This window comes from Bordetella sp. N (genome assembly GCF_001433395.1).
GTDB lineage: Bacteria > Pseudomonadota > Gammaproteobacteria > Burkholderiales > Burkholderiaceae_B > Bordetella_C.
In genome coordinates, this window is the sequence record NZ_CP013111.1 from 3,886,242 (window position 1) to 3,903,762 (window position 17,521).

General features: G+C 65.8%; 18 protein-coding genes. 13 read left to right on the forward strand and 5 right to left on the reverse strand.

Translation table 11 applies throughout. The features are described from left to right. The first annotated feature begins 52 nt into the window (after positions 1-52). From ASB57_RS16545 to ASB57_RS16585, 9 genes are read left to right on the forward strand one after another with little or no spacing between them, the layout of a single operon-like run. On the forward strand, positions 53-919 hold the full coding sequence (locus ASB57_RS16545; protein WP_057653215.1) for a branched-chain amino acid ABC transporter permease: 867 nt from the start codon (positions 53-55) through the stop codon (positions 917-919). After that, positions 916-1,938, forward strand: a complete 1,023-nt coding sequence (locus tag ASB57_RS16550) for a branched-chain amino acid ABC transporter permease (RefSeq protein WP_082621658.1) — start codon at positions 916-918, stop codon at positions 1,936-1,938. Before ASB57_RS16545 ends, ASB57_RS16550 begins: the two co-directional genes overlap by 4 nt. Then, on the forward strand, positions 1,935-2,717 hold the full coding sequence (locus ASB57_RS16555; RefSeq protein ID WP_057653217.1) for an ABC transporter ATP-binding protein: 783 nt from the start codon (positions 1,935-1,937) through the stop codon (positions 2,715-2,717). Before ASB57_RS16550 ends, ASB57_RS16555 begins: the two co-directional genes overlap by 4 nt. Further along, positions 2,695-3,405, forward strand: coding sequence for an ABC transporter ATP-binding protein (locus ASB57_RS16560; RefSeq protein ID WP_057653218.1), 711 nt, complete (start codon positions 2,695-2,697; stop codon positions 3,403-3,405). Before ASB57_RS16555 ends, ASB57_RS16560 begins: the two co-directional genes overlap by 23 nt. A 2-nt stretch (positions 3,406-3,407) precedes the next feature. Next, complete coding sequence (locus ASB57_RS16565) at positions 3,408-4,178, forward strand: SDR family NAD(P)-dependent oxidoreductase (RefSeq protein WP_057653219.1); 771 nt, start codon at positions 3,408-3,410, stop codon at positions 4,176-4,178. A 54-nt stretch (positions 4,179-4,232) separates the two neighbouring features. Further along, entirely contained in the window at positions 4,233-5,054 is an 822-nt protein-coding gene (locus ASB57_RS16570; RefSeq protein ID WP_057653220.1) for a phytanoyl-CoA dioxygenase family protein, read from the forward strand. 21 nt (positions 5,055-5,075) lie between these two features. Beyond that, positions 5,076-5,972 carry a polysaccharide deacetylase family protein gene (locus ASB57_RS16575; RefSeq protein WP_057653221.1) on the forward strand — a complete coding sequence of 299 codons (897 nt, stop codon included), beginning with the start codon at positions 5,076-5,078 and terminating at the stop codon, positions 5,970-5,972. A 16-nt stretch (positions 5,973-5,988) separates the two neighbouring features. After that, a complete protein-coding gene (locus tag ASB57_RS16580; RefSeq protein WP_057653222.1) occupies positions 5,989-6,975 on the forward strand; it encodes an NAD(P)-dependent oxidoreductase in 987 nt (328 codons plus the stop codon). A 10-nt stretch (positions 6,976-6,985) separates the two neighbouring features. Next, complete coding sequence (locus ASB57_RS16585) at positions 6,986-7,639, forward strand: flavin reductase family protein (protein WP_057653223.1); 654 nt, start codon at positions 6,986-6,988, stop codon at positions 7,637-7,639. 23 nt (positions 7,640-7,662) lie between these two features. Here the strand turns inward: ASB57_RS16585 and ASB57_RS16590 are convergent, their stop codons facing one another. From ASB57_RS16590 to ASB57_RS16610, 5 genes are all read right to left on the reverse strand, one after another. Beyond that, on the reverse strand, positions 7,663-8,214 hold the full coding sequence (locus ASB57_RS16590; RefSeq protein WP_057653224.1) for a hypothetical protein: 552 nt from the start codon (positions 8,212-8,214) through the stop codon (positions 7,663-7,665). 63 nt (positions 8,215-8,277) lie between these two features. Next, positions 8,278-8,685, reverse strand: a complete 408-nt coding sequence (locus ASB57_RS16595) for a DUF3597 domain-containing protein (RefSeq protein ID WP_057653225.1) — start codon at positions 8,683-8,685, stop codon at positions 8,278-8,280. 99 nt (positions 8,686-8,784) lie between these two features. Next, complete coding sequence (rrtA, locus tag ASB57_RS16600) at positions 8,785-9,477, reverse strand: rhombosortase (RefSeq protein ID WP_082621661.1); 693 nt, start codon at positions 9,475-9,477, stop codon at positions 8,785-8,787. Positions 9,478-9,487: 10 nt separating this feature from the next. Beyond that, positions 9,488-10,501 carry a FecR domain-containing protein gene (locus ASB57_RS16605; RefSeq protein ID WP_156414191.1) on the reverse strand — a complete coding sequence of 338 codons (1,014 nt, stop codon included), beginning with the start codon at positions 10,499-10,501 and terminating at the stop codon, positions 9,488-9,490. Beyond that, positions 10,485-10,994 (reverse strand): sigma-70 family RNA polymerase sigma factor, encoded by a 510-nt coding sequence (locus ASB57_RS16610; RefSeq protein ID WP_057653227.1) that lies wholly within the window; start codon positions 10,992-10,994, stop codon positions 10,485-10,487. Before ASB57_RS16610 ends, ASB57_RS16605 begins: the two co-directional genes overlap by 17 nt. Before the next feature lie 147 nt (positions 10,995-11,141). Between ASB57_RS16610 and ASB57_RS16615 the strand changes: the two genes are divergently transcribed. The 4 genes from ASB57_RS16615 to ASB57_RS16630 all read left to right on the forward strand — a co-directional run bounded on the left by ASB57_RS16615 (position 11,142) and on the right by ASB57_RS16630 (position 17,472). Continuing rightward, positions 11,142-11,690 carry an RNA polymerase sigma factor gene (locus ASB57_RS16615; RefSeq protein WP_057653228.1) on the forward strand — a complete coding sequence of 183 codons (549 nt, stop codon included), beginning with the start codon at positions 11,142-11,144 and terminating at the stop codon, positions 11,688-11,690. After that, positions 11,690-12,688 carry a FecR domain-containing protein gene (locus ASB57_RS16620; protein WP_057653229.1) on the forward strand — a complete coding sequence of 333 codons (999 nt, stop codon included), beginning with the start codon at positions 11,690-11,692 and terminating at the stop codon, positions 12,686-12,688. The genes ASB57_RS16615 and ASB57_RS16620 overlap by 1 nt, the downstream gene beginning before the upstream one ends. Before the next feature lie 67 nt (positions 12,689-12,755). Then, a complete protein-coding gene (locus ASB57_RS16625) occupies positions 12,756-15,236 on the forward strand; it encodes a TonB-dependent receptor (protein WP_057653230.1) in 2,481 nt (826 codons plus the stop codon). A gap of 73 nt (positions 15,237-15,309) precedes the next feature. Continuing rightward, complete coding sequence (locus tag ASB57_RS16630) at positions 15,310-17,472, forward strand: choice-of-anchor tandem repeat GloVer-containing protein (RefSeq protein ID WP_057653231.1); 2,163 nt, start codon at positions 15,310-15,312, stop codon at positions 17,470-17,472. The last annotated feature ends 49 nt before the right edge of the window (positions 17,473-17,521 follow it).

The following is a 17,521-nucleotide window of genomic DNA, read 5'->3' on the forward strand; positions in this document are numbered from 1 at the left end:
GCCCGGCGGCGCCGGGTGGAATCCCGTGTCCGACCTACCCGGAGCTTCACCCATGTTCACACTGCCCATACTCAGTCAGGTCGTGCTGAACGGCCTGAGCCTGAGTTCGATCTACATACTGGTCGCGCTTGGCTTCACCCTGCTGTTCGGCATCATGCGCGTCGTCAACTTCGCGCACGGCGCTTTCGCCATGCTGGGCGGATACGCCCTGTACTACCTCTACGGTGTCTACCAACTGCCCTACCCCATCGCCATCCTGGGCGGTGCGGTGCTGGTGGCGGCCTTGGCGCTGATCCTGGAACGTCTGGTGTTCCGCTGGTTCTATCACAAGATGTTCCAGAGCATGATCGCGCTGCTGGGACTCAACCTGGCCCTGGTCTATGCCGCGGTGCTGATCTGGGACGTCAACGAGCGCTCTCTGCCGTCCGTGTCCGACCAGATGGTCGAGTTCCTCGGCGTTTCGATACCCGCCGACAGGCTGATCATCATGGGCATTGCCGGCGTCGTCCTGGCGCTTTTCTGGCTGTTCGTGACGCGCACCCGGGAAGGCCTGGCCATGCGCGCCGCCGCCATGGACCCCGACATTGCCGCCACGCAAGGCATCAATACCCGCCGCATCTACATGCTCGCCTTCTTCATCGCCGTCTTCATGACCGCGCTGGCAGGCGGCCTGTACGCGCAGAGCTATGCGCTGTCGCCCTTCATGGGCGAGCGCCCGCTGATGGTGGCCTTCATCGTCGTCATCCTGGGCGGCATGGGCAGCGTTCCCGGCGCCGCGCTGGGCGGCCTGCTGCTGGGCTTCACGGAGAGCTTTCTCTCGACGTTCTACGGCGCATCGATCTCCTCTTTCGTCTCCTTCGGCGTGGTGATCGCGCTGCTGGTTCTGCGGCCCTGGGGCCTGCTGGGGAAACCTGAATGACTGTCCAAACACATGCTTCCGTCGCGGGCGGCCGGGCCCACGCGCCCGTCGTCCAAGCGCATTCGTCGCGGACGACAACGAAACAGGTGGCAGCCGCGGTGGTCGCCTTGCTCGTCGCCATCGCCTGGCCGCTGCTGAGCCCGAACACCTTCTATATCAATCTGGGCATCATGGTGGCGCTTGGGGCCATCGGCGCCGTCACCCTGAACCTGATTATCCGCACGGGTCATATTTCGCTGGCGCATGGCGCTTTCATGGGCGTGGCCGCCTATACCAGCGTCCTGCTGCAGGTTCGGCTCGGCTGGTCCTTCCCGCTGGCGCTAATCGCGGGCTGCCTGGCCTCCGGCCTGCTGGCGCTGCTGATCGGCCCCATCATCCTGCGGCTGACCGGCAAGTATTTCGTCCTGGTCACGTTTCTGCTGGGCGAGGTGGTGCGGCTCGTCTTCATCGAATGGCAGTCCGTGACGGGCGGCGCGAACGGCATCGACCAGATCCCGCCTGGCCTGCCCTTCTTCAGGTCCCCGGTGGCGTTCTACTACTTTTGCCTCGCGGCGTCCGTGCTGTGCATCGCCATCGTCTGGCGCATTTTGTGCTCGGACATCGGGCGCCAGATCGATGCCATCCGGGAAGCCGACCGCATCGCCGAAAGTTCCGGCGTGCCCGTCATCCGCATCAAGGTGCTCATGTTCGTCATCGCCTGCGCGCTGGTGGGCGTGCAGGGGGCCTTGCAGGCGCAGATGATTCACGCCATCGAGCCCGCGGCCTTCAACATGGACGTTTCCCTGGGCATGGTGGTGATGAACGTACTGGGCGGCATGTACTACCTGATCGGACCGCTGCTTGGCACGCTATTCATGGTGGCGCTGCCGGAACTGCTGCGGGGTTACGTCGAACTGCAGCAAATCATCTTCGGCATCATTCTTATCGTGGTGATGGCGGTCTTGCCCGGCGGGGTCGTCGGCATCTGGCAATTGGGCCGCTCCCTGGTCAGCCGCAAGTTTCGGGGAGATCAGGCATGAGCGCCCTGCTTGAGGTATCCGGACTGACGCGCCGATTCGGCGGTCTGGTCGCCGTCAACGACCTGAATTTCCAGATCAATGAAGGCGAGATCGTCGGACTGATCGGCCCCAACGGCGCCGGCAAGACCACCGTGGTGAATCTGGTAAGCGGCATGATCCGTCCCAGCGCCGGGACGATACGCTTCGCCGGCACGGACGTCACCAACACGCCGTCTCATCGACGCGCGGGCCAGGGACTGGTGCGCACCTTCCAGTCGACGGCGGTCTACCGCGAACGCACCGTGCGGGAGAACGCCGAACGCGGCACTTTCCTGCAGTGCTACCCAGGGCACCTGGCGGCCTTCCTGGGGACGCCCCGCGCCCGCGCCATGCACAAGGCCGGGCGCGAGCGGGCCGCCGAGCTGCTGTCGTGGCTGGGACTGGAGCACCTGGCCGACGCCAGAGCGGACTCGCTGCCTTACGGTCACCAGAAAACCTTGGGCATCGTGATCGCGCTGGCCGCGAAGCCCAGGCTGATCCTGCTCGATGAGCCGGTGGCCGGCCTGAGCGCCGAAGAAACCGATCACGTTCGCGACACCATCCTGCGCGTGCGTGAGCGTGGCATATCCGTGATGGTCATCGACCACAACATGCGCTTCATCAAGGGCTTGTGCGACCGCCTGTTCGTGTCGGCGCAAGGCTGCAAGATCGCGGAGGGCACGCCTGACGAAGTACTCGCCAATCCGCAAGTCATCGAAGCCTACCTGGGGAAAGCGTATGCCGCTACTAAGCGTCAGTGACCTGAACGTCCGCTATGGACACATCCAGGGAACGCAAAGCGTGTCCCTGGACGTCGAACCCGGCCAGACCGTCGCGCTTATCGGTGCCAACGGCGCGGGCAAGAGCAGCACCCTGAAAGCCATTCTGGGCCTGGTGCGCTGGCAGAGCGGCAGCATCCGCCTGCAGGACCGCGATCTGCGCGGCCTGGCGCCGCATGACATCCTGCGGGCGGGAATCGGGTTTTCTCCCGAAGGCCGGCGCGTCTTTGCCCAGCTCAGCGTGATGGAGAACCTGCGCGTCGGCGGCTATAGCCGCTCCGCGGCGCAGGTGCAGGCGCGCATCGAGCAGATGTTCACCTATTTCCCCCGGCTCAAGGAACGCCATCGGCAGGATGCCGGCAGCCTGAGCGGCGGCGAACAGCAGATGCTGGCGATAGGCCGCGCCCTGATGTCCTTTCCCAAGCTGTTCCTGCTCGACGAGCCCTCCCTGGGGCTGGCGCCCATCATCGTCGATCGGATCGGCGAAATCCTGCAGGAGATCCAGCAGGCGGAGGGACTGGCGATCATGCTGGCCGAACAGAATGCGACCTGGGCGCTGAGCATCGCGCACCGCGGCGTCATCCTGGAAATGGGCCGGGACGTCGACGCGGGCGATTCCGCCACCTTGCGCGCCAGCCCGAAGATCCGTAGCGCCTATCTTGGACTATGAACATGCACGAACAAAAACTGCGCGACAAAGTCGCGGTCATCACGGGGGCCGCCTCAGGCATCGGGGCCGCCACTGCCCTGCTCTTCGCCCGCCACGGGGCGCGCGTCGCCTTGATCGACATCGACGAACCGGGGTTGCGCGATATCGCCGCACGGATTGAAGCCGACGGCGGCGCCTGCCGCACGGCCATCTGCGACGTGACGCAAAGCGCCCAGGTGCGGCGTAGCGCCGAGGAGATCATCAGCGCCTGGGGCGGCGTCGACGTCATCATGCCCTGCTCCGGCGTATCCGTCGGCGGCACCGTGGACACCATAGACGAAGCGCTGTGGGATCGCGTGTTCGACATCAACGTCAAAGGCAGCTATCTGTGGCTGCACGCGGTGGTCCCTTCGATGATCGCGCGTGGCGGCGGATCGGTGATCCTGCTCGGCTCGCAACTGGTGGCGTCCAGCGGCGGCAACAATGCCGCCTACATCGCCAGCAAGGGCGCGTTGGCGACACTGGCCAAGACCATGGCCGTCGACCACGCGCACCAGGGCATACGCGTCAACGCCCTGATGCCCGGCGTCACCGATACCGCCATGGTACGCAAATCTTTGCAGCGCTACGAAGATCCCGAAGAAACCGGCCGGCGCTGGATGGCGCGCCACGCCATGGGCCGCATGGGGCGGCCCGAGGAGGTCGCGCGCGCCGCGCTGTTCCTGGCCAGTGACGATTCCTCTTTCACCACCGGCAGCCATCTGTATGTCGACGGCGGTTGGGCAGCCAAGTAGTACCGCCTGCGGCAGTCGCTTTTTCTCTGTTTTCTCCACATCGCGGAGCACCACATGGGCAAGAAACTTTCGCAAGACCAGATCGAACACTACAAGGAAAAGGGCTACGTCAGTCCCGTCGACGCATTCACGCGCGAACAGGCGGCGGGCTACCTCAAGGAGCTGGAATCCTTCGAGGCCTCGCAGGGGCGCCAACTGACCAAGGGCTTTAACTTCAAGCCGCATCTACTGTTTCCCTGGGTCGACAGCATCGCCAGAAGCCCGGCGGTGCTGGACGCGGTGGAGGACATCCTGGGACCCGACATCCTGCTGTTCCACCTGTCCGTGTGGCCCAAGAATGCCCACGACTCCGCCTTCATCAACTGGCATCAGGACGCCACCTATTTCGGCCTGGCGCCATCCACGCAGTTGACGGTCTGGGTAGCGCTGTCCGATGCGCCGGTGGAGGCGGGTTGCATGGAGGTGGTGCCTGGCTCCCAAAAACTGGGGCAGCTGCATCACGGCCAGAACCACACCGACAATATCCTGCTGTCCAAGGGCCAGACGGTCGACGTTCCCTTCGACAAATCGCACACGGAATTCATGCCTGTCAGTGCCGGCCAGATGTCGCTGCACGACACCTTCCTGGTGCACGCTTCGGGCCCCAACACCACCGACCATCGCCGCGTTGGACTGGGGTTCAGCTTCATTCCCGCCAGCTCCCGCTGCACCAGCAAGACCCGTCTTACGGCGTCCCTGGTGCGGGGCAAGGACCACGGCAACTTCGACCTGGAAACCCCGCCCGTCGTCGCCAATGGCGAAGCCGAACGCGCTTTGCACGCGGAAGCCGTACGCCGCTTCCGCGCCTCCAACGACGAACAAGCCGCCGCCTACTGATCTCACCGGGAACCGAACATCATGTTGGAATTACCGCATCACGGCCGCTATCCGTACTCCGCCATCACCCAACGTCCGGATTATTCCTGGCCGGAGGGCAAGCGCCTGGCCATCTACCTTGCCCTGAACATCGAGCACTTCGCGTTCGGAGAAGGCCTGGGCCACGCGATGACCAATACCTTGCCCGGTATCGATCCCCGCACTTTCGCCTGGCGCGACTATGGCAACCGGGTTGGCGTGTGGCGCCTGCTGGAATTGCTGGACGACCTGCAGGCACCCGCCTGCCATCTGATGAACACCACCGTCATGGACTATGCACCGGCCATCACCGAAGCCATCATGGCGCGCGGCGATGAGTTCATCGGCCATGGCCGTACCAATGCCGAGCGTCAAGGGCAGTTGTGGGAAGCAGACGAGAAACGCCTGCTGGAGGAAGTCCGCGACAAGATCAAGCATCACACCGGGCGCGCGCCGCGCGGCTGGATGGGGCCGTGGATGTCGCAAAGCCGCGTCACGCCCGACCTGTTGCAGGAAACGGGCTTCGATTTCGAGATGGACTGGCCGGGCGACGACCAACCGATCTGGATGAAGACGCGGCAAGGCCGCTTGTTGTCCATGCCCTACTCGCTGGAAATCAACGACTCGCCCCAGATCATCGTGCGCCATCACACCGGCGAGGATTTCGCCACGATGATCGTGCATCAGTTCGAGGAGATGCTGCGGCAGTCAGAGCGTCAGCCTTTGGTATTGGGCATCGCCCTGCACACGATGATCGTCGGTCAGCCCTATCGCCTGTATGCCTTGCGCAAGGCGCTGGAGCACATCGTCAACCATCCGCAAGCGGACAAGGTCTGGCTCACCCGTCCGGGCGAGATCTATGACCACTTGCTCACCTTGCCCGAAGGCACGGTCGTCTGATGGCCCGGGGCCGGCCATGATGCGCGTATTGATCACGGGAGGCGCGGGGTTCGTCGGCCTGGCCCTGGCCCAGGCCCTGCTCGAACAGGGCGCCGAGGTCCGCCTGTTCGATTCGCGTCCCCCGCCGTCAACCTTCCTGGAAGCCTTGCGACCCCATGCCGCGCGTCTGACCGCAAGGCAAGGCAGCGTCTGCGATGACGCGGCCGTGCGCACGGCTTGCCAGGGGATGACTCACGTCTTCCACGGCGCGGCGGTGACGGCCGGGCCGCAACGAGAGGCAAGCGAGCCGCTGGACGTCATCGGCGTCAACCTGGGCGGCACCATACGCGTCTTGCGCGCCGCGGCCGACGAGGGCGTGACGCGCTTCGTCTATCCCAGTTCCTTGACCGTCTATGGCGCGGAGGTCGAAGGCGACGGCCTGCTCGCGGAAGCCGGTACTCCCACCGTGCCGGACACTCTCTACGGCATCACCAAGTACGCGGCGGAGTGCACCGCGCTACGCCTGGGCGCGCTGTGGGGAGTAAGTGTCGTCACCGCGCGCATCGGCTCGGTCATGGGGCCATGGGAGGGCAAGACGGGCGCCCGTGACCTGGTCAGCCCTTGCGCGCAGATTGCCGCGCTTGCGGCGCAAGGCAAGACCGTCATTCTGCCCGGGGTCTATCCACGGCGTGAAATGATCTATGTACCGGACCTGGTGGACGGACTGATCGCGCTGCTGTCCAAACAGGATCCCGCTTACGAGCGCTACAACCTGTCGGCGAATCTCGATTGGTCCGACCTGCTGGTGCACTGGTGCGGCGCGCTTGAACAGCGTGTGCCCGGCTTCCACTGGGAGGTGTCGCCGCGGCACTCGAACATCGATTATTACGGCGCGACACCCCGCGCCGGGCTCGACGCCACGCGCGCCCACACCGATCTGGGCTTCACCCCTCGCTTCGGGCGCGACGCCGCGCTACGCCATTACGCCGACTGGGTCGCTCGGCACCCCTCATTCTTTTCCTGACAGGACCTACATGGAAATCGATATCCAGTCTTTGGACCCCGCCGATCAGTACCGCTTGATCTCGTCCACCGTGGTGCCCAGGCCTATCGCGCTGATCACCACCTGGTCCGAGCGCACGGGGCACAACGCCGCGCCGTTCAGTTTCTTCAATGCCATGGGCGAGAACCCGCCGGTGCTCGCCATCGGCCTGGAGGACAAGCGCGGCAGTGGCGAGCTGAAGGACACCACGATCAACATCAAGGAAACCGGCGAGTTCGTGGTTCACCTTGTCGATGAAGCACTCGCCGCGGCCATGAATGTCTGCGCCATCAGTTTCCCTCCCGAGGTCAGCGAGATCGAGCAGGCCGGATTGACCTTGGCGCCCAGCAGCAAGGTGCGGCCGCAACGCATCGTGCAGGCGCCGGTCGCCTTCGAGTGCCGCAAGATCGCCATGATCGAGGTGAATCAGCATCGGCACATCACCTTGGGAGAGGTGGTGCGCATGCACGTCCGCGACGGCCTGTTCGACATGGAGACCGGCTACATCGATCCCGACCGCTATCATCCCATAGGCCGGATGTTCGGTCGTCTATACACCCAGACCCGCCAGCATTTCGAGATGGAAGTGCCGGCCTACGAGGCGTGGCTGGCCGGCGGCGGCAAGGAGGCGTCCGCCGGCCGGTGATGAAGGGGCGAAGCGCGGCGCGTTCAGCGCCGCTGGCTCGCCTGCATCCTCGCCAGGGCCACGGTCAGGGCCGCGCCGCCTAGCGTCTTGATCAAGGTAGCGTGTTGGGCATAGAACGCGGTCATGTGTTCGATGATGTCCGGGTTCTGCTGTTCGGCGTGGCTGGCGATCTGCGCCATTTGATCCGGCGTGACAGTGGATGCCTGTTCCGGCGTGACCGTCGGCGTGCCGCCACCTTGCGTGGCCTGCGCCAGCAGGGAAGCCAGGCCCCCACCCGCGGCGCCGCTCATGAGCGACGCCAGTACCTGGGGGCCCAGCCCGCTCAATAGATGATTGAGCATGCCGGCTTGTTGATTGGGATCGGCCTGGCCGAACATCTGTGCCGCCGCCTGCGCGAAAGGCGGCGTCTGGTCGGAGCGCAGCATCGCGGCCAGCCCCTGGCTCAGGAGATCCGTCGGCGCATTCTGCGCGGCCTGATCGAAGTGGTCGCCCACATCGCCGGCCGGCGCCGTGGGGTCACCGCCTTTGGCCGCGTTAGCGTACTGGGAAAGCAGACTGCCAAGATCGAAACCCATGATGAGTCTCCTTGAGGATGAGGGGCTGCGCCCCTCATGAATAACCTCGGGGTGTGCCGGCGACTACCCTTTCAAATCATCCGGCACTTTCCCGCCATTCTCGGCAAGCTTCGTCATCACCGCCTTATGCAGCCAGATATTCATGGCAGCCGAATCATCCGTGCTACCGGTATATCCCAGCTCCCCCGCCAGCGTCTTGCGCGCGGCCAGGCTGCTGTCCAGGTTGAGCAGCTTCATCAAGTCGACAATGGACGTCTTCCAATTGAGCGTCTGCCCGCTGCTGGCCTGCTTGGCCGTCAGGATAGCGCCCACATCCACCGGAGGCAGATTGGCCGCGCCGCCGGCGGGGCTACCCGTGGGGGCTGCCGCCGCACCGCCCGCAGGCGCGGCGCCGGCCGTGGGTGCGGCCTCGGTGGTAGCCGGGTGGTTCGAAGGAAAGATAGCGTTAAGTATCGTGGAAAAAATTCCCATGGAAATCTCCTTCATACGTTGAACGGTACGGCGAATGGTAGCGTCGCCCGCCGCCGATATCCCGCTCGAACGCACATCGTTACTCTTCTTGAATGCCGACTACCCTAAACGTCCTATAACCGTTTCAGATCGTTTCCGCGGGCCTGCCCGCATCACCTCGCCTGAACCCGCTCCACGCAGCAAGCCTACGCATAGCACCCATGCCGTCGCCAAAACAATGCCGAAGCCATGGGCGGCCGTCACGATATAACCGCCTATCAAGGCCTGCTCGACGACGGACGGCCCGGCCAGTCCCTGCCATGCCGCCCAGCCCAGCACCGCCAGCAGGGCCAAGGCCGCCGGCACATCGCGGCGTAAGGCTTGCGGCAACAGCACCAGCACGAACAGTCCATACAAGACGCCCGACAAGCCGACATAGTCCGGCACCTGGGTGGCGTAAAGCAGCAAGACGGATATGCCCCCGCCCAAGCCTGCCCAATAAAGAAACAGCCGCCCCGCGCCGAGCGGTGCGCGACACCACGCCGCGACCAGCCACAGGCCAGCCACGTTCAAGGCGCAATGGGACCAGGACAGGTGCACCGCATGGGCCGTGAACAGGCGCCACCACTGCCCCGCGAAGATGGCGGCGCGGTCGAAGCGCAGGGTCAGCGCCACCGGCGGTCCCGCTGCCTGCAGGACCAGCAGCAGGCCGGTCGCCAGGATGTAGACATGCCAGGCGCGCGAGGCGTGCCACGTCTGCGCCAGGGCGCGGCGCGGCGATGTGCCAGCCTGGAAGATCGCGGATGCTTTCATGCGGAATAGCTCAACGTGCCGCCACCGTGACCCAGTAGTTCGTGCGGCGTTCTATCCGCACTGGCAGGATCTCCGTCAACAGGGTCAACGCGGCATCCGTGTTGTCCAGGGAGTACGCCCCCACCACCTGCCATTGCGCGATCTCCGGGGCGCAACGCAAGAAACCGTGGCGATAGCGCCCCAGCTCTCGCAGGAAGTCGCGCAAGGGCATGCCGTCGGCGACCATCATGCCGCGCACCCACGCATCGGCGGCGACCGGCGCCTTGACCGGCCCGTCCACACCCGCCTTGCCGAACAAGGCGCGCTGGCCCGCCTGGATGCGCAAGCCGCCAGCATTGGGCGCCATCACGTCCACCGCCCCATCCAGCACCGTCAGCTGATACGCCAGCCCGTCGCGCGGCATGCCGTCACGGACCACGAAACGCGTGCCGACGGGCGTCAGGCGGCCCGCGCCGGTCAGGACCTCGAAGGGCCGGCCGGCGGCGTCCTTGGCCGTTTCGATGAGCATTTCGCCATAACGCAATTCGATCTGGCGCTTCGTCGCGCCATAGCGCACGTCGATGGCGGTGTCCGTATTCAGGACCACCCGCGTGCCGTCGTCCAGCGTGAACGCGCGGCGCTCGCCGACACCGCTGGATTGATCCGCGGTCCAACGTAACCAGCTGGGCGGCGCCACCTGCCAGGTAAGCAGGCCCGCGCCCAACACGGTAAGCCCACCTTTGGTGAAGCCGCGCCGCGCCGCGCGCCGGCGCGACTCGCGCAAGGTGGCGCTGGCCGTGGCCTCGCCGACACCCTGCAAGCCGGTACGCAGGTCCGCGCCCAGGCCATTGAGGCGCTGCCACGCCAGTTCATGCGCGGCGGCGGCCTCGCGCCAGCGGCGGCAGGCATCTTCGGCATCGGCGTCGTGACCGGCTTGCAGACGCGCCATCCATAGCGCGGCCTCGCGCACCACATTGCGGTCGATCTTGTCGGCCTGGGGCGCGACCAGGCGAAAGAGCTGTCCCATGCTAGGCGTAGAGCGCAAGGTAGCAGCGCTCCAGTCCACGGGCGACGGCCTTCTGCACGGCGCCGACCGACATATTCAGGCTGGCGCCGACGTCGGCATAGGGCTGCCCGTCGATCTGCGCCATCATGAAAGCCTGGAACGTGCGCGGCGACAGTCCGTCCAGCGCGCTCCACACCGTCTCCAGCGCTTCGATAACCAGCAGGTGGTCCTCGGGTGAACTGGCCATCGGCTCCGGCTGCATGGCCAGCACTTCAAGATAGGCCTTCTCCAGCGCCTGCCTGCGGAAGTGGCTGGTGGCCAGGCGCGTCGCCACGGTGGTCAGGTAGGCGCGCGGCTCCAGCATGGACAAGGCGCCGGGCCCGCTGCGCAGCAGACGTTCGAACGTGTCCTGCGCCAACTCGGCGGCGTGTTCGGCATTACCCAGCTTGCGCCTCAACAATGCCACCAGCCACGGGCGGTGCTCCGTGTACAGGCGCTGGAAGGATACTGAGCTGGGCGATTCGGCCGACATGGCATTGCTTCAACGCAAATAGGAATCATTATTATAAACACCGTGTGCAACGCGTTGACACACATGAAGAGAAATTTAGAAAACTTTTTGGCAAATGAGATTCATTTTCATTACACTTCGAGCCGTTGTGTCATTCGAAGATCGGCCATGCGTGTGTCTCAACCCTCAAGCCTGACCTGGCTGGGACTCAGTCTCGACTGGGTTTACAGCGACCTGCTGCGCGCCATCCTGCGCCGTACGGGTAGCGCGCAGCACGCCAAGGATGTCCTGCACGACGCCCTCGTACGCTTCGCCGTGCTCATGGCGCGCCCAAGAAGCGCGCCGCAGAAGATCGATGAGCCGCATGCCTATGTGCGGCGCATCGTCGACTCGGTGCTGGTCGATCAATTCCGCAACGAGTCGCGCTACGTGCCCCTCCCGAATGACGGGGATGCCATGGAACGTGCGCTGCACGGCATGCACGGCGCCGCGCCTTCCAGCGAGCTGCTGGCCGACCTGCGCCAGCGCCTGGTGGCCGTCCAGGACGTGATCGAAAGCCTGCCGCCCCGCTGCCGCGAGGTGTTCTGGCTGCTGCGCGTCGAAGGCCTGACCTATCCTGAAATCAGCACCCGCTTGAACATCGCCCTGAAAACCGTCGAGGGCCATGCGGTCAAAGGCCTGGCCCGCGTGAGCATGCTGCGCCAGCTGCTGGCCTGATGGCCGCCCTGCCCCCCGCGAATGAACTGCGCCTGCGCGAAGACGCCGCGCGCTGGTTCCTGCGCCTGAGCCACTCACCCGACGACGACGCGCTACGCACGCGCTTCGAGTCCTGGCTGATGGCGGCGCCCGCGCACGCGCACGCCTACTCGGAAGTTGCCGCCACCTGGGAAGAGTTCGACGACGCGGAGCGCTTGCGCACCCTGGCCGCCGCCCGCGACAGCGCGGCCACGCGCCAACGCCAGCGCCGCCGCGGCGCCCTCAAGCAAAGCGCGGCGGCGGTACTGGCGCTGGGCAGCGTCGGAGTGCTCTGGCGTGTCAGCCGCGGCCCACACACGGGCACCCGCTTGCGGCTTGCCACCGCGCATGGCGAAACGCGCGACGTCATCCTGTCCGACGGCTCACGCATCCAGATGGGACCCGCCACCACGCTCACCTATTTATTCAGCGACGAGCAGCGCTCGGTCGCCATGCTGGAAGGCAGCGCCGCCTTTGACGTACGGCACGAGCCGCAGCGGCCTTTCCTGGTCGACATGGGCGGCCTGGAGGTGAAAGTGCTGGGCACGTACTTCGCCATCGACATCCTCGCTGAACGCACCCGCGTGGGCGTGCAGCGGGGCAAGGTCCAGGTGGCGCGGCCCCGCCGCGTGTTCGGCTGGCGTCTGGGCAATGACGCGGACTGGCTGGTGACCGCGGGACAGGTCCTGGACGTCACGGCCACCGGTGCCGACCGCCCGGCCATCCCCGCCGCCGACGTTTTCTCGTTGCAGGGCAAGGTGCTGACCTTCACCGGCACGCCCTTGACCGAAGTCGCCGCGATCCTGTCGCGCTATCGCGACCGTCCCATCCTGGCCGACCCCGCGCTGCGCGCGGTACGCATCGCGGCCGTGGTGCGCACCGTCGATATCGAGAAATTCCTGCTCACCTTGCCGCGCATCGCCGCCGTCTCGGTGGTCGACGCCGGCTCCGATCAGGCGACGTATCTAAAAAAGATGTAACGGGAGCAAGGGTATTGCGCGGGTTCGCTCGTCAAGGCTGTAGAGACCAGCAACCCAGAGCAACTCCATGTTCCCTCGCCATCCTGCCGCGCTCGCGGCCCTGCTTCTCTGCGTGCCCGCCTTCGTGCAGGCCCAGGAAATCCAACTCAACCTGCCGGCGCAGCCGCTGGCGACCGCCATCACCGAGCTGGGTGAACGCGCCGGCCTGACCATCGTGGTCGATATGGCCCTGGTCAACGGACGCGACGCGCCGCCGCTGTCCGGGCCTTATTCACCGCGCTCCGCGCTTGGCGCCCTGCTGAAAGGCACGGGCCTGCGTGGCGAATTCGACGGCAGCGTCGTGACCATCCGGCCGGCGCCGGCCGAGGTCAAGGACAACAGCTCGTCCGCGGTGCAGCTACCCAATGTGCAGGTCATCGGCGTCGCCGATCCGCGCGAGGAAACCTACCGCACACCAGGCTCGGTGGCGGTGGTCACGCGTGAAGAGATCGACCGTCTGCCGCCGCGCAATACGTCCGACGTGCTTGAAGCGGTACCCGGCGTCTTCACGTCGCAGACGCGGCAGAACCCCGGCGTGGCGATCAACATCCGCGGCTTGCAGGATTTCGGCCGGGTCAACGTGATGATCGACGGCGCGCGGCAGAACTTCCAGCGCAGCGGCCACGGCATCAACGGCCAGGCCTATGTCGATCCCGAGCTGCTGGCTGGCGTGGACATCAGCAAGGGGCCGCAAAGCACGATAGGAGGCGCGGGCCAGATCGCCGGCGCCGTCAACTTCCGCACGCTCACGGCCAATGACCTGATCAAGGACGGCGCCGACCACGGCGGCCGCATCAACCTCACGTCCGGCAACAACGCCTATCACTTCTCCGGCAGCGCCGCGGCCGCCTGGCGGCCCAAGGACCAGCTCGATTTCACCATCGGCGTCAGCCGCAAGGACATCGGCGCGTTCGAGCGGGGCTCCCACGGCGCCGGCGATGACGTGGGCGGCCTGACGCGCGGCGTCAGCCGGCTGTCCGGACAGGAGACCACATCGGGCCTGTTCAAGACCACTTTTCGTCCCGCCGCGGGCCACGAGATACGGCTCGGCTACGTCGGCATGAACACGCGCTTCGACGAGGGCAGCAGCATCGACGTCGAGGACGGCACCGTCACGTCGCACAGCAAGGTGACCAGCAACACTTTCACGGCGGGCTATGACTGGAACTCGGAGCTGAACTGGCTCAACCTGAACACCGAAGCCTATTACACCGAGACCACCGACAAGCAGGACCGCGAAGCGGCGGATGCCTATGGCGCCTTCCGTCTGCGCTACAAGACGCGCACGGTGGGCGCATCGGCCCAGAACACGGCGTATTTCAAGCTGCCCGGACTCGATGCGAAGGTACGCCTGGGCGGCGAGTGGTACCACGACTGGACCGATCCACAGGCCCAGCCGTCCGCCGACGGCCAGTCGCTGTGGTTCACCGGCGCGACGCCCAAAGGGGAACGCACCGTGAGCAGCGGTTTCGCCGAAGCCGCGCTGACGCGCGACGACTGGCTGGAGCTGACCGGCGGCCTGCGCTATGACTGGTACGGTTTGAAGGGGGACGGCAATATGTATGTGGGGTCCATCGCCAATGCCCCCGGGGTCCGCCCCACTGCCACCAATCTCTATACGCACTTCAGCGTCAATCGCAGCCAGGCGGCCGTCGCGCCCAAGGTCTCGCTGGCCCTCAAGCCCACGCAGCATGTGCAGTTCTTCGCCAGCTGGGGCAAAGGCCTGCGGCCGCCGGCGATCACCGAGTCGCTGATGTGGGGCATGCATACCGGCGACTCCTTCCCCTACTACCCAAATCCCAATCTGCGTGAAGAGCGCTCCACCAACTGGGAAATCGGCACCAATCTGCGCTTCGATGAACTGCTGACCCGCAACGACAAGCTGCGGGTGAAGGCGGCGTGGTTCGACACGCGCGTCAAGAATTACATCACGCAGGCCCGCATCATGTCGCCGATCAGCGCGTCAGGCGAAAGCCTGTTCGGACCCTTTGCCTACGTGAACCTGCAACATCCCTTCCACACCAAGGGGCTGGAACTGCAGGCCGACTATGACACGGGCGATGTGTTCGCGGAGTTGAGCTATACCCGCACGCTCGTCGACGCCGGCAAGGGCGGCTACAACCCCTACCCGCTGGGCAGCCTGGTCGGCTATCCCGGCACCCCTTTAGGGGTGCCCGGTAATGCCGGCCTCTGGTACGTGATGCCGCCCAAGACCAAGATCGTCGCCAGCGGCGGCGTGCGCGTGCTCGATCGCAAGCTGACCCTCGGCGCGCGCTTCCGCATGACCACGCCCAACGCCAACCAAAGCGTGTGGCTGAGCGGCTCGGAGGTCTACAACCGCACCAGCCACGTCTATGACGCGTGGGTGGCCTACGAGGCCAGCAAGTCGACGACCTTGCGCCTGTCGGTGGAAAACATTTTCGACCGCAATTACTTCGAGATGAACGGCGCGACCTACTGGGTCGCCCCCGGACGAACCGTGATGGGCACGGTGTCCTATCGCTTCTAAGCGCTGCCCCCAAACGAATTCGATTCACTGCTACTGACCCGCCGCGCCGCGCGCGCCATGCCGGAGTATTCCCATGCGCAACATGCCATTTCCTCTCGCCCGCTCTCTTGCGGTTCCTGCCCATGACCGGCGCCGCTATGCCGCGGGTCCTTTTGCCGCGCTGGCTTTGACGGCCGCCGTGGCGGGCGCCGCCCTGCCTTCCCTGGCCCACGCCGTCGACGCGGTGCGGGTCACGCCGATGACGTCGCTGCATTTCTACGCGGCGGATACCGAAGCCGCGTCCGGCGGCCTGGCCGGCTGGCCGCCCGCGCGCTATCCGCAAAGCCCGCCGCTCTATAACAGCGGCGCCAACGGCGCGTTTCTCTATGGCCTGGTGGGCTATTCGGATGTGGCCCAGCCGCGCGGCCTCACGCGCGTGCCCGGCATGGTCCTGCTGCAACCGTCGCCGAACATCAACTATCGCATCGACAACCTGTGGGCGGATCTGGGCATCGGCTACTCCAACGTGCCGGTGTATGGAGGCGGCACCACCAATGCCATCGCCGCGCGTGAAGTCGGCAATCTGGTGCGCCTGAGCGACGGCAGGATGATAGGCACGATGGCGCCGCCGGCCAACAGCGTCCTGGGGTTTTCCGACACGGGCACCACCGTGCGCGGCGGCGCGCTGTTCCGCACGGACTTCGATGGGGCCAATGGCGAACTCATCGCGGCCACGGTCGGACAACTGGTGCATCCCACCGGTGTCCTGGTCGCGGACGCGAAGGACAACGTGTACGGCCTGGACCAGGGCGCGGACGGCAACGGCCGTCTGTTCCGCCTGGCCGGCGACGGCACGCTTGCCATCCTGCATGCATTCACGTCCCTTGGCGATGGCACGCCACAGCTTCCCAACGGCCTTACGCTGGGTAGCGATGGCGCGCTCTACGGCATCCTCGGTTATGACCGCGGCATCCCTGGCGCCGTCGGCACGCCGGTCGCGCCCAACACGCCCACCGGCGTGCTTTACCGGATCGATCCCGCCCAGCCGTCCAGCTACACCGTGCTGCACGCCTTCACCTTGCAGGAGGGCGAGTTTCCCACCTACCACCCGGCACTGCGCGATGCGTCGGTGACGGCAGCGGAGACCGCCTTGGCCTTCGTGACGGACGGCGGCGACGGCTGGATCTACGGCACGACGTCGATCGGCCATTGCGTCGTCGCCGCGACGACTTCGTCCTTGCGCTATGGCGCCAGCAATCCCGGCCTGGAGAGCGCCCAGTGCGGCAAGGCCTATACGGGCGTCAGCAATTGGTCCCGGTCACCGCTGCAAGCCTATCCGCACTATGACGGTCCCCGCCCCTACGGCGCCGTTTACCGTATGCGCAAGGACGGCACGGGCGCCATGCAATGGCTGCACGTGTTTTCCGATACGGATGGCTCGAACCCGCGCGGGCCGCTGGCGCTGGGCAAGGACGGCGCCATCTACGGCACGACCCAGGCCGGCGGCAGCAAACAAAGCTGGCAGACCTATTCCGATGGCCCTCACTGCAACCTCGCGGCCTATTGCGGCGCGGACCAGGTGGAGCGGCCCGTCCGCAATGGCACGCTGTACCGCATCGTGCCCAGCCGCATCCAGGTCGACGCGGCCGACCAGGTCGTCGATGGCGGCTTCGAACATCTGCACGATTTCGAGAAGGCCGTGGACGGCAAGGCGCCCATCGGCGTGGCCGCGGCCAGCGATGGCAATCTGTACGGCGCCACCATGTATGGCGGCGTGGGCTACACCAACCGTTCGGGCACCGACATCGCCGAGGACGTGTACGGCACACTGTTCCAGGTCAACCTGGACGGCTCCGTCCTGCCGGCCAGTGTCAGCCTGACGGTGACGCCGGCGTCCGGCAATTCAGGCACCGTCTCCGATCTGACGTGGACGACCTACATGGCCAAGGATTGCGTGGCTTCGTCATCGGCCCAGGACTGGACCGGCGCCGTCGAGACCAGTGGCAACCTGACTTTGACCAAGCCGTCCGGCGTGTACTACTACACCCTCAGCTGCACCAGCACGATGGATGGCAGCAAGGTTTCCTCGGTCGCCGTGCTGCGCATCGATGCGGCGGCGTCGACCGACGACGGCAACAGCGTGTCCTATGGCAATGGTGGCGGGGGCGGTGGTGCGCTGGCGCCGCTGGCGCTGGGCGCGCTTGGCCTGGCCGCGCTGTGGAGCCGGCGGCGCCGCGACACGCGCGGCATCAACTGATTCTCTCCATTCCGAGTCCTTCCCGCGCCCCATTCATTGGCACCTCCGC